This is a genomic window from Paraprevotella clara YIT 11840 (assembly GCF_000233955.1).
Classification (GTDB): Bacteria; Bacteroidota; Bacteroidia; order Bacteroidales; family Bacteroidaceae; genus Paraprevotella; species Paraprevotella clara.
In genome coordinates this window covers 355,582-367,532 of record NZ_JH376616.1, presented here as the reverse complement: position 1 = coordinate 367,532, position 11,951 = coordinate 355,582, and the positions used below count along the sequence as shown (strand labels likewise).

At 49.8% G+C, this 11,951-nt stretch carries 9 protein-coding genes; 5 read left to right on the top strand and 4 right to left on the bottom strand.

Going from position 1 to position 11,951, the window contains the following annotated elements; translation table 11 throughout:
- Positions 1-11: 11 nt before the first annotated feature.
- From HMPREF9441_RS13040 to nqrF, 3 genes are read left to right on the top strand one after another with little or no spacing between them, the layout of a single operon-like run.
- A complete protein-coding gene (locus tag HMPREF9441_RS13040) occupies positions 12-644 on the top strand; it encodes an NADH:ubiquinone reductase (Na(+)-transporting) subunit D (protein ID WP_008621964.1) in 633 nt (210 codons plus the stop codon).
- Positions 645-679: 35 nt separating this feature from the next.
- Positions 680-1,306: an NADH:ubiquinone reductase (Na(+)-transporting) subunit E gene (gene nqrE, locus HMPREF9441_RS13035; RefSeq protein ID WP_008621963.1), complete on the top strand. Its 627-nt coding sequence runs from the start codon at positions 680-682 to the stop codon at positions 1,304-1,306.
- 18 nt (positions 1,307-1,324) lie between these two features.
- Positions 1,325-2,593 (top strand): NADH:ubiquinone reductase (Na(+)-transporting) subunit F, encoded by a 1,269-nt coding sequence (gene nqrF / locus HMPREF9441_RS13030; RefSeq protein ID WP_008621962.1) that lies wholly within the window; start codon positions 1,325-1,327, stop codon positions 2,591-2,593.
- Between the two features lie 745 nt (positions 2,594-3,338).
- Here the strand turns inward: nqrF and HMPREF9441_RS13025 are convergent.
- From HMPREF9441_RS13025 to HMPREF9441_RS13015, 3 genes are read right to left on the bottom strand one after another with little or no spacing between them, the layout of a single operon-like run.
- On the bottom strand, positions 3,339-5,207 hold the full coding sequence (locus tag HMPREF9441_RS13025) for an MBOAT family O-acyltransferase (RefSeq protein WP_050806181.1): 1,869 nt from the start codon (positions 5,205-5,207) through the stop codon (positions 3,339-3,341).
- Positions 5,197-6,474, bottom strand: a complete 1,278-nt coding sequence (locus HMPREF9441_RS13020; protein ID WP_008621957.1) for a GDSL-type esterase/lipase family protein — start codon at positions 6,472-6,474, stop codon at positions 5,197-5,199. Before HMPREF9441_RS13020 ends, HMPREF9441_RS13025 begins: the two co-directional genes overlap by 11 nt.
- A 28-nt stretch (positions 6,475-6,502) precedes the next feature.
- Positions 6,503-8,017, bottom strand: a complete 1,515-nt coding sequence (locus tag HMPREF9441_RS13015; protein WP_008621956.1) for a GDSL-type esterase/lipase family protein — start codon at positions 8,015-8,017, stop codon at positions 6,503-6,505.
- A gap of 139 nt (positions 8,018-8,156) precedes the next feature.
- On the opposite strand from HMPREF9441_RS13015, the gene HMPREF9441_RS13010 reads away from it, so the two are divergent.
- Both HMPREF9441_RS13010 and HMPREF9441_RS13005 read left to right on the top strand, forming a co-directional pair.
- Positions 8,157-9,335 (top strand): DUF418 domain-containing protein, encoded by a 1,179-nt coding sequence (locus tag HMPREF9441_RS13010; RefSeq protein WP_008621953.1) that lies wholly within the window; start codon positions 8,157-8,159, stop codon positions 9,333-9,335.
- Positions 9,336-9,545: 210 nt separating this feature from the next.
- Positions 9,546-9,782 carry a winged helix-turn-helix domain-containing protein gene (locus HMPREF9441_RS13005; protein ID WP_008621952.1) on the top strand — a complete coding sequence of 79 codons (237 nt, stop codon included), beginning with the start codon at positions 9,546-9,548 and terminating at the stop codon, positions 9,780-9,782.
- Between the two features lie 326 nt (positions 9,783-10,108).
- On the opposite strand, the gene HMPREF9441_RS12995 is transcribed toward HMPREF9441_RS13005, so the two are convergent.
- Complete coding sequence (locus HMPREF9441_RS12995; protein ID WP_008621951.1) at positions 10,109-11,947, bottom strand: hypothetical protein; 1,839 nt, start codon at positions 11,945-11,947, stop codon at positions 10,109-10,111.
- Positions 11,948-11,951: the final 4 nt, after the last annotated feature.

Genomic DNA, 11,951 nt, shown 5'->3' with positions numbered 1-11,951 from the left:
GGAGGTAAGATATGAGTAAGTTATTTTCTAAAGAGAATGGAGAAGTATTCTCGTCTCCCCTTAACCTCAACAACCCGATTGCGGTTCAGGTGCTCGGTATCTGTTCCGCCTTGGCTGTCACTTCACAAATGGAGCCGGCCATTGTCATGGGGCTTTCGGTAACAGTGATTACGGCTTTTTCCAATCTGATTATATCTTTGATACGTAAGACGATTCCCAACCGTATCCGTATCATCGTCCAGTTGGTCGTCGTGGCTGCTTTGGTAACCATTGTAAGTATGGTGCTGAAGGCTTTTGCTTACGATGTGAGCGTACAGTTATCCGTGTATGTCGGTCTGATTATCACCAACTGTATTCTGATGGGACGTTTGGAGGCTTTTGCTATGATGAACGGCCCGTGGGAAAGTTTCCTCGACGGTATCGGTAACGGTTTGGGCTATGCTTATGTGTTGGTGCTGGTGGGCACGGTACGCGAATTCTTCGGAAACGGTTCCCTGATGGGCTTCCAGATTATCCCGCAGAGCTTTTACGACATGGGCTATATGAACAATGGTATGATGACCATGCCGGCCATGGCGTTGATTCTTTTGGGATGTTTCATTTGGGCTCACCGGGCTTACAATGAAAGGAAAGAGAAAAAGTAATAGAATCATAACCATAAATAGAAAGAAAAAAGAATATGGAACATATGTTAAGTTTGTTTGTCCGTTCTATTTTTGTGGACAACATGATTTTCGCTTTCTTCTTGGGTATGTGTTCTTACTTGGCCGTATCTAAGAATGTAAAGACAGCATTGGGGTTGGGCGTTGCCGTAACCTTCGTGCTTTGCGTGACGGTGCCGGTGGACTATCTGTTGCAGACCAAAGTATTGGCTGAAGACGGTATCCTCGGTATGGATTTGACTTATTTGGCGTTTATCCTTTTCATAGCCGTGATTGCCGGTATCGTGCAGTTGGTAGAGATGGTGGTGGAGCGTTTTTCTCCTTCGCTTTATGCTGCATTGGGTATCTTCCTCCCTTTGATTGCCGTGAACTGTGCCATCATGGGTGCCTCACTGTTCATGCAGCAGAGAATTTCCATGGATCCGGCCACCAGCACGCAGGCTATCTCCAGCGTATGGGATTCCTTGGCATACGCTTTGGGTTCCGGTATCGGTTGGCTGTTGGCCATTGTGTCTTTGGCTGCCATCCGTGAGAAGATGGCTTATACCGACGTGCCCAAACCCTTGCAGGGATTGGGTATCACCTTCATCACGGTGGGTCTGATGGCCATGGCCTTTATGTGTTTCTCAGGTTTAAGTATTTAAAAGGAAAGGAATAGAACAATGGATATGAATTTTATTTTAGCGAGCATTGGCGTATTCCTCGTCACAATTCTCCTCTTGGTGGTTATTTTGTTGGTAGCCAAGAAGTATTTGTCTCCGAGCGGAAACGTGAATATTACCATCAACGGGGATAAGACGATTTCCGTGGCACAAGGCGGAAGCGTGCTTTCCACTTTGGCTTCCGAAGGGATTTACCTGTCTTCGGCCTGCGGTGGTAAAGGTTCTTGCGGACAGTGCAAATGTCAGGTGGTAGAAGGAGGCGGTGAGATTCTGGACTCTGAAAAGGGACAGTTTACCCGTAAACAAATCAAAGACCATTGGCGTTTGGGTTGCCAATGCAAGGTGAAAGGCGATTTGAAGATTAAGGTGCCCGAGTCTGTCATGGGTGTGAAGGAGTACGAATGTACGGTGATCAGCAACAAGAATGTGGCTACGTTCATCAAGGAGTTCAAGGTGCAGCTTCCGGCTGGGGCACACATGGACTTTATCCCCGGTTCATACGCCCAGATCAAGATACCTGCATTTACGATGGATTACGACAAGGATATCGACAAGAGCCTTATCGGTGACGAATACTTGCCGGCATGGCAGAAGTTCGGTCTCTTCCCGTTGAAGTGTGTCAATCCGGAACCGACTGTGCGTGCCTACTCTATGGCCAACTACCCGGCTGAGGGCGACGTGTTCATGTTGACCGTACGTATTGCTACGCCTCCTTTCAAGGCCGACCGTAGCGGTTTCATGGATGTGAACCCGGGTATTGCTTCTTCTTACATCTTCACGCTGAAACCAGGTGACAAGGTGACGATGAGCGGCCCTTACGGCGACTTCCATCCGCATTTCGACAGCAAGAAAGAAATGATTTGGGTCGGCGGTGGTGCCGGTATGGCTCCGTTGCGTGCGCAAATCATGCACATGACGAAGACGTTGCATACGACGGATCGCGAGATGCACTATTTCTATGGTGCGCGCGCGTTGAACGAAGTGTTCTATCTGGAGGACTTCTTAGGCTTGGAAAAGGATTTCCCGAATTTCCATTTCCATTTGGCTTTGGACCGTCCGGATCCTGCTGCAGACGCAGCAGGCGTGAAGTACACTCCGGGTTTTGTGCATAACGTGATGTATGAGACCTACCTGAAGAATCACGATGCGCCCGAGGACATCGAATATTACATGTGCGGTCCTGGGCCGATGTCGAAGGCTGTGGTCGGCATGCTCGACGGTCTCGGTGTAGATCCTGAATCTATCATGTACGATAACTTCGGCGGATAGTAGAGTAAAGAATACATTCTTTTTCATAGTAATTTGCGGCAGATTCCATGGGTACATGATGGATTTGCCGCAAATTTTTGTATCCAATCGGAAGGAAGGCCAAACTGATTTCTACGTTGAATTTTTGTGTGTAAAATCCGGACTTCTACTTTCAAAATGACAGAAAAATAGGATTTAAATGAACAAGCAAATCTTCTTTTTTCTTCCATCTGTGCAGTTCAAGAGAAGGTTTTGAATACATTTTTTTGCAAATCAGGCTTGATTTTTATCTTTGTTCAGCAAAAAGGGGCATCAATCTCAGTCGAATGAAAAATCGTTCGGCTGAAAAAACACTTTTTTTGTCCGCATCTCGTATAATTCACTTCCTCACGTTGTCCGAAAAAAGACTTGAAAATGTGTAGACGAGATGCCGATACGGGCTCTTTTTTCTCTATTTCGTCTCCTTGGGTTTACGGGATTCGACTGTCAAATCGTTGTGTAAATCCGGGATTGGCTTGCTCTGCGTTGAAGCGTAGGCGCAAGTCATGGCTTTTCGTTTGGCTTTTTGAAAGTACAGGTCCTGAATGGGTGACAAACCGTTTTCTCCCTACGTGGCGAGAATCGTATATTTCCAAATGCTTCCGCTTCGTGGTACAAATGGCGGAATCTTGCCGGGTGCGGATTGTCATTTTGACAGTATCGCAAAGCGGTGTGGCCCCAGGTACGCACGGCATCGGAGGGATGGGAAAGATTGAAGCGTCCCTTCTTAGAATTGGAAATAGATGAACGGTTGCATTTCCGCCGTGACGAACTGGTAAGCGATGAAAACGGTCAGTACGACAACTGCGGCCATCAATGGCAACGGCATGCGTGCAAACCAAATGCGATAACGGCGTTTCCAGTTGTCCGGCAACCAATGTATGACCATGCCTAAGGCGAAGAGGGCAAACACCTTGTCGTAGGCCAGAATAATATCGCCCACGTTGGCGTTCCATGCCGTCCCCATTTGGTTCACCATTTCCGTGGCGATGCGCCATGCCGTTTCGTTGGCAATGGCCGGGTCGAGATTAGAACCCGAACGGAAGAACAGGCGCGTGAAGGTGATGAATACGAAGGTGACACCCACAGCCCATGCGTGCCCCACCCCTGAAAAGCGCCAACGCAAGCCGCTCAGCGCATACAGCCATTTGATGACCGCACTGGCCGTGATGAACAGCATGAAGACGAGCAGCAGGTTCCATATAGGCGCGGGGGCAAAGACATATAACGCTCCCGTTACGGACAAGATGAGCAACGACCAGAGCGTGCGGACCACAGGCCGGAAGTCCCTCCAGAACTTGTAGACAATCATGCCCACGCCGTTCAGTCCGCCCCATATCATGAAATTACAGCTTGCCCCATGCCACAGGCCGCCGAGCAGCATGGTAATCATCGAGTTCAGGTTGGCCCATATCTTTTTGCGGCGGTCCGGACAGCGCAGTCCCACCGTGACGACAATGGCACCGAGCACGAGTACGCCTCCGGCCACGTAAAGGTTGCCCGAGAGGATAAGGGCCACGAACGTAATGGTCAGTATCCAGAAATACGTGCCGAAGGTGGCGTTGCGGTTTCCGCCCAAGGGGATGTACAGGTAATTCTGCAACCAGCGCGACAACGAGATGTGCCAGCGTTTCCAGAAGTTGCTGCAATTCGGGGCTTTGTACGGTGAGTTGAAATTACGCGGCAGATAGAATCCCATGAGCAGCGAGAGACCGATGGCAATGTCCGTATAGCCCGAAAAATCGGCATATACTTGCAGGCTGTAGGCAAAGAGGGCCATGAGGTTCTCAAAACCGGAGAAAAGCATGGGGTTGTCGAACACACGGTCGATGAAGTTCACCGCGAGGTAGTCGCTCAGGATGATTTTCTTGAGCAGGCCGTTGAGTATCCAGAACACGGCCATGCCGAATTGCAGGCGGCTCAGGCAGTACTTGCGGTAGAGTTGCGGGATGAAGTCGCTGGCTTTTACGATAGGTCCGGCCACCAGTTGGGGGAAGAACGTGACGTAGAAACCGAAATCGAACAGGTTGCGCACCGGTTTTATCAACCCGCGATACACGTCGGCTGTATAGCTGATGATTTGGAACGTGTAGAAGGAGATTCCCACGGGCAGGATGATGCGGTCTACGCTGAAGAACGGTTGGCCGAGCAACCGGTTGCCCTCGGCAGCCAGCAGGTTGGTCACTTGGAAGGAGGTGCCGCATACGGTATTCACCAAGTCCGCGAAAAAGTAGGCATACTTGAAGTAGCACAAGATGGACAGGTCGATGGCGACGCTCAGGATGAGGAAAGCCCGCTTTTGCCAACGCGCCTGCACGCGGTAGATAAGTTGGGCGATAAGAAAGTCGCTGCACGTCACGAACAGGAGCAGGCCGAAAAACAGTCCGCTCGTTTTGTAGTAGAACAAAACGCTGACGAAAAACAGGTAAGTGTTACGAAGCAGCCGTTTGTTGCGGAAAAGCGCGAAAACGGCGAAGACAATGGCAAAAAAGGCCCAAAACTGGAATTGCGTGAACAACAGCGGACTGTTCGGGTCGAACGAGAATACACTTTCTATATAATGCCACAGCACGAGCAGGTTTTCTTTAATTTCCATCAGCTTGTAAATAGTCGGTTATGATTGCATTGTAGAGCATGTCGCCTATGAGGTGGTATCCCTCGGCGGTGAAGTGGATACGGTCGGGGCGCATCAACCGCTTGCCGCGCCACAAGGCGGAAGAGCGCGAACCGCCCATGATATGATATTGGTCCCATACGGCGCCGCCGGTCTCGGCGGCCAGTTCTTTGAATGCCTTGGCCACGCGCGCCGTGTTGGGATTGGTACGCTTGCCGTGCCTTCTCCCAAGGTTGAGCAGGCAGTCGTTGTTGGTCACGAAAAGCAAAGCGCAATGCGGATTCGCGGATTTGAACAGGGCGATAAGTTCGCGGTAATGCGCTTTGAACTGTTCCGGGTCGAATTTCTGCGGCGGTACGTTGGCGTCGTTGATGCCGATGCCGAAAATGGCAAGATCAGGCCGGATAAGTTTCAGGTCTTCGGGCAGGTGGCGGCAACGCAGCCAGGCCGGTACGTCGGCCCCGTTAATCCCTACGGCATGATAGACCAGTCCGTCCCGGTCGTTTTCCGGCAAGATGCCTGTCAGCGTGAAACGTCCGCCCTCTCCGGTGTGGATGCGTATGTCCGCCGTGTCGCAGGCTTCGGGGTAGTGTATCAGGAAACTGTGCGTGGCAGTGTCATGTTGCGGGAGGAGGGTGTCTCCGCGATGTATGGCGTAGGGATATGCCGTGGTGTCGTTGGCATAGCCCAGTATGCGCAGTCGTGTGAAATGCCAGGCGGACGTATCGCTCGGATTGAGCCGGAGCGTCAGGTTGGCGGAAGGGTCGCCGGTGCTGACTGCGGCTCCGGTCAGTCCGAGGGTATCAGTGCCGTTGGGCTTGATGCACCGGCAACTTTCCCATGTTCCGGTAAAACCGATACGGTAGTTTTGGGGAGCGTTCGTCCGCAGGATGCGGAAAGGGAATACCACGCCCCGGGCGGTCATTACCGAATCGCCTAAGGTGGAAAAGTTCATCCGCAACCGGTGGCTCAGGTATCCGGCTTGTACGTGGCTGCCCCCGATGTGGAGGATGTTTATTTTGCCTTTGCCGGTGGACAGCAAGCTATCCATTTTGTGATAGAGTGTGTCGAAGTCGGCTCGTCCGGATGGGAATTGCAACGTGTTGTCTCCGTATCGGATGAACGGGTAATCGGGGAGAGGGCGTAACGCAGCTTCGCGGCGTACGGAATCATTCCTCTCATGGGCGTGGCAGCCAACCAGTAGGGCAAAGGCCGCTAAAAGTCCGGATAATATCCTGTATTTCTTCATGTCTTTCGGAGGGATATTGAAGATAAAATTAGAGATTCAGTGAATCGTGGGACACCGTGTCGGTGTGCGTGGCATGGACGGACGGGACCTGTGTGGTATCTACCACCAGTTCCGTACTGTCTGCACTGAGTTTCAGTTTGTCTTTTCCTGTACGGAAACGATAGAATTTATGGTAAAATTCAAGCGTCTCGTAGAGGATGTTGCCTACGTGGCGGGCACCTTTGGGAGTGAAATGCACGTAGTCCGGTCCGGCCAGATAAGCGTCCACCCACTTCATCATGGAGCCTCGTCCGCCCATGGCGGCATAAAGGTCCCAATAGGCTATACCGCATTCTTCCGCCATGGCTTTCATGGCTTCTACCAGATGGGGCAGGATGGGGTAAGTCTGCATCTCGCCGTCTATGGAAGTGGACATGTCCGACGGGCCGATGAAGAGGAAACAAGCATCGGGAGCCAGTTTCCGGAGATATTCAATCTGTCGTTTCAGGCCGGACATGTAATTGTCGATACCTTCTTTTCCTTTCAGGTAAGGAACGGAATTTCCGCCATATTGCAGGATGATGAGCCGGACGTTTTCGCGTCCGAAGAACGGGGACAGCGTGGATGAATGGATGCCGGTGAATATCGTGCCGGAGCAGCCGCGCATGGGGATGTTGTCGAGCGAAACGCCCGTTTGCCCGTCGAGCATTACTCCGTACACATCGGCTTGTCCGTCGACCGTAAGGCTGACCGTAGTGCGGGGACTGCTGAAATTACGGGAATAGCAGTAAAACCGGTCGTTGAGTTGCGTTTCGTTCAGGATGAGGGTGTCGGTTCCGGCCACCGCTGCCGCTTTTACCGGGGCACTGGTCAGGAGCGTGATTTGACCGAAGCGGGAAGCGTGCGGAAAATGTTGGCGGTCGCGCGTGGAAAACCGGAATGTGGTCGGCCCGTCGAGTGTGGCCGTTTGTCCCATGACTCCGTATGCCTTGCTTTCGAGCCGCATATCCTTGGGGCCATAGACGATGTGTCGGGATAGCCCTTCCGGCGATACGGATTGTGACAACGTGTAGGTCGGGACGGTTTGTACGGCCGGCGCCAACCCCACGCCACTTCCGCCGAACCGTTCTTGGAACGCTTCGCGCAAGACGGACGAGATACGGTCGCCCTCCAACTGCGAATCGCCGTAGTGCATAATGCGGACGGGGCGTTCGCGTGCAGCTTCGAGCGCATCGAAAAACGGGTCCAAATAATCTATGTTGTCTCCCGGCATATAAATACGTGCGGCGTTCGTCTCGCAATAGGTCATGAACTCGCTTTCTTTTTCCGCTTTGAGTGCGTCCATGCGCATTTGCAGCAGTTCTTCCGTGCTGAGGGTGTCAGTTGATACGGTGTCGGTCGGGAGCGTTTCTTTTTCTTCTTCCGTTTGAAGGACTTCTGTCAGAGAGGGAAACTTCATCCGCACACTGCCTACGGCGATACCGTCTTCCGGAAAAAAGTATGCGACAAGTGCCAACAATCCTAAAATGGAAAAGATAAAACAAATAATGGTTCTGATTTTCATCCTGTTTGGGGGTGTTTGTGAAAAACGCTGCAAAGTTACGGAATATCGCTGGAATAATCGAATAAAAAGGCGGATTTGATAACTTCCATGAGGTGGAAGAGTGTTTTTTCCTTATATTTGTGACGTCAATAAATAATATATGGAACAAAATCCTCTTCAAAAAACGCGTATAGAGGTCGTGGACGCCCTACGTGGTTTTGCCGTAATGGCTATTATTCTGGTCCATAACTTGGAACATTTTATTTTCCCTGTTTATCCGGCAGATTCACCGGAGTGGTTGGAGGTTCTGGACCAAGGAGTTTTGAATGTGGTGTTTAGCCTTTTTGCAGGTAAGGCATACGCCATCTTTGCCCTTTTGTTTGGTTTTACTTTTTATATTCAAACGCAGAATCAAAAGCGGCAGGGGAAAGACTTCGGTTACCGTTTCCTGTGGCGCATGGTGCTGTTGGTAGGTTTTGCCACGTTGAATGCCGCATTCTTTCCGGCCGGCGATGTCTTGTTGCTGTTCGTTGTGGTGAGTCTGGTCTTGTTCTTTACGCGTAACTGGTGTGACAAGGCTATTTTGATTGCCGCCATCATATTTTTGTTGCAGCCGGTTGAATGGTACCACTATCTGGCCGCTTTGGCCGACCCGGCTCACCGCTTGCCTGATCTCAAGGTGGGCGAAATGTATGCGGAAGTGGCGGAATACACGAAAGCCGGGGACTTTTGGGATTTCATTGGGTGCAACATTACGTTGGGGCAAAAGGCCAGTTTGTTGTGGGCCGTGAATGCCGGGCGTTTTTTCCAGACGGCAGGGCTGTTCCTGTTGGGCTTTTACATCGGAAGAAAACGGCTTTTTGTGTCATCCGAAAAGAACCTTCATCTGTGGGTAAAGATATTGATTGTTTCCGCTCTTTCCTTTGCACCTTTATATACGTTGAAGGAACTGGTTATGGGACAGGACGCTATCGTACAGCAAACCGTGGGTACTGCATTTGACATGTGGCAGAAATTGGCTTTCACGCTGATACTGATAGCATCTTTCGTGCTCCTTTACCAAAACAGGAGGTTCAGCGACGCGGTCGGCAATCTGCGTTTTTATGGAAAGATGAGTCTTACGAATTATATAAGCCAGTCTATAATAGGATCGGTCATTTATTTCCCGTTCGGTCTTTATCTTGCTCCTTATTGCGGATATGCGGTGAGTTTGTTGATTGGAGTTTTCACGTTCCTGCTGCAAGTATGGTTTTGCAAATGGTGGCTGTCCAAGTATAAACAAGGGCCTTTGGAGCGTATCTGGCATAAATGGACTTGGATAGGAACGGATAAGAAGTAAGCCGCCTTTTGGGAATAAAGAAGGACGATTGAACCACTGCGTCCCGTCCGGATAAATACGTCGATAAGAGTTTTTTCCTTTTATCGGCGTATTTTTGGTTTATAACATGTTAATATGAGTTAATTATTCGGGGGGGGTAAATAATTTGTCACTGATTTATTACATTTGTAAGACAATTTAATAGGTAAACAGCTAAATATATTGCAATTTATGGATAAGCATATTATCGGTGAAAATGCGGGTAGGGTATGGCGTCTATTGAGCAGTGACGACCAACGTCGTTGGGAGTATTCGGAGATAAAAGACATCTTAGGATTGAATGATGCCGAACTGGGCAGTGCCATTGGCTGGTTGGCTCGTGAGGATAAGATACAGTTCGAGTTGGAACATCATAACAGCAAGGATGAGAAGGCCTATTTGTATCTTATGCTGAATGTATATTTTTGATTGTATGGTACGGTCGGGATTTGCCTCTCTTCAGAAGAGGTGCACTGTCCATCCTTGTCGGGAAGTAGGGATTGAGAAAAATAAAAAGTATGACATAATGGCAATTATTCCAGAATCCTCTATGCGAAGCGATATCGGCAAAAGTACTTCTGATTTCTTAGAAGAGCAACTAAATATTTAGAAAAGGAATATATTTTCGCTTTATTAACCTTTTGATCGGTACGGAGTAAGGCTATAAAATACAGTTTGCCAGGAAAATGGAAATTTCCTGGCAAACCATATGAGTCGTAAAAATCGTTTGGTAGAGGAGATATATCATTAGGGGATTATTCGCCTACTTCCACGCGGATGATTCGGCTGCCGTCGTCCGACCATGTATAGTGCAGTGCGTTCGAACGGAAAGGTTGGCCGTTGACTTTTGTTTCTATATATCTTTTTTTCGTTTTGAAGTTATAAGTAGCGTAGTGTCGATAGAAGTCTGTCTCTATTCCTGGTTCGCGGAAGTCTTGCCGGTAAAGCGAACCCATTTCTATGCTTTGGTTGCCATTCTCTTCCATGAACTTTATATCGCTTTCAAACCAGAAAGTTCCGGATATGATTTGTTCTGAACGGATGGCATCTTCCATTTCTGTTCGACCTCCCTGTGGGTAGAAGCCTTGTACCAATTCCGCACTGGTAAAGCGTAGTTCGGGTTTCTTGTCATACACTACAGTGAAAGGTTTGTTGTCAAGTATGATACGTTCATTGCCCGCATGGCAGTAAAGTACGGCTTCGACATCGGCTTTGGCTATGAAGTTCTCGCGGTCGATTTGGAAGTCTGGAGTAGAAGGATGTACGGAAGTCTCCACAATACCGTTGAAGGCATCCGTACGGCCAAAGATGTCTGTTTCGCTGAAGTCATTGTGTGCGTAACGGAGGGCAATCCCCCACGAGCCGTGGTTGAAAGAGTTATTGAAAGACAAAGGGATATCCGGAATCTGAGGAACGGATACGGAAATACTCAGGTCTGCCTGCACACCTGAGTTGGCCACGTAGTAGCAGTCCGTCATCTCTATCTCGCCCAAATGGGCATCCAAAGTCAAGTATGCCCTTGTGTCTTCTGCATAGAGTAACAAGCGTGGATTAGCTTTGCCTGTCGTCTGTGCCTGAAGTTCATCTTCTGCGATGAGATAGGGGCGCACATAATAAATGCCGGGGGCAAGGTCGGGCAGTTCGAAAGTCTGGGATTGCTCGTGCCCAGACAAGAGTTCTTCGCCCTTGAGGTCGTAAAGGGCATTGCCCGGTCCCAGTACGTTGTGCTGTCCGATAAGCAGTCCGCAATATAGTTTGAGGGCTTTGGGCGCACCGTATTCTCCCTCTTCCGGATTACGGTTGAACGTTTCGGTGGGGGCATTGGTGCGGGCGTAGACCGTGACGTAGCTTTTGCCGTCCGGGCCTTTCCCATACAAATTTTCAGAGTTGTCCAAATAGACGGCACTTTCGCCTGTAATCAGCCTGCGGATAGTTTCCAGATGGTTTAAGTTGCATACGGCATCATATTCAGGGAACAAGGCTTGTCCATCGTAAACAGGCTGACCCGCATAATCGCCAGAAGCAACCTTGCCGATGAAATCTCTCCCGTACGATTTAAGGTTTTCCGATAAAAAATCTATGTTCAGACTGAACGACAGGATGGAAGAGGCCACGGCGGAGAAGGGGTCGGAGGAGGTCTGACTGTTTCCGTATGGGGACTGTAGGGCGTAGGTACGGTGCTTTGTATTTCCGTTCGCAGTCCCTGTCAGGTAGATGTTCCCTCCCTTTTGTTGTACGATATAAGTATTGGCATTGTATTCGGAAGATGTGCCCATTAAAAATGTCGTTACATCGAACCGGTCATCCACGAAAAACGTAAGCGTGGTGTGCGAGTTGAAGCCATCTACAGAGAAGGCGGCCACATAGCCTCCCCCCAGGCTGTCACGGTTACACACGAAAGTGGCAGTTGTCTCATCGTTGATGCGGCTGGCGATGCCCCACTTCCAATGCATCTTGTTCAGGGCTTCTGTTGGGATTGAGCCGTATGCCCCTACGGTTTGGGGTTTGCCGCCGTTTTCATCGTCTTCGCAGCCCGTGAAAGTGAAGACGGAGAAGCATAGCAGAAAAACGTAAGATAACTTTTGAATATTCATAGTC

Coding starts and splice junctions, on each gene's coding strand:
- nqrF (WP_008621962.1), top strand. CDS start 1,325: ATGGATATGAATTTTATTTTAGCGAGCATTGGCGTATTCCTCGTCACA.
- HMPREF9441_RS13025 (WP_050806181.1), bottom strand. CDS start 5,207: ATGGAAATTAAAGAAAACCTGCTCGTGCTGTGGCATTATATAGAAAGT.
- HMPREF9441_RS13015 (WP_008621956.1), bottom strand. CDS start 8,017: ATGAAAATCAGAACCATTATTTGTTTTATCTTTTCCATTTTAGGATTG.
- HMPREF9441_RS13005 (WP_008621952.1), top strand. CDS start 9,546: ATGGATAAGCATATTATCGGTGAAAATGCGGGTAGGGTATGGCGTCTA.
- HMPREF9441_RS13010 (WP_008621953.1), top strand. CDS start 8,157: ATGGAACAAAATCCTCTTCAAAAAACGCGTATAGAGGTCGTGGACGCC.
- HMPREF9441_RS13040 (WP_008621964.1), top strand. CDS start 12: ATGAGTAAGTTATTTTCTAAAGAGAATGGAGAAGTATTCTCGTCTCCC.
- HMPREF9441_RS13020 (WP_008621957.1), bottom strand. CDS start 6,474: ATGAAGAAATACAGGATATTATCCGGACTTTTAGCGGCCTTTGCCCTA.
- nqrE (WP_008621963.1), top strand. CDS start 680: ATGGAACATATGTTAAGTTTGTTTGTCCGTTCTATTTTTGTGGACAAC.
- HMPREF9441_RS12995 (WP_008621951.1), bottom strand. CDS start 11,947: ATGAATATTCAAAAGTTATCTTACGTTTTTCTGCTATGCTTCTCCGTC.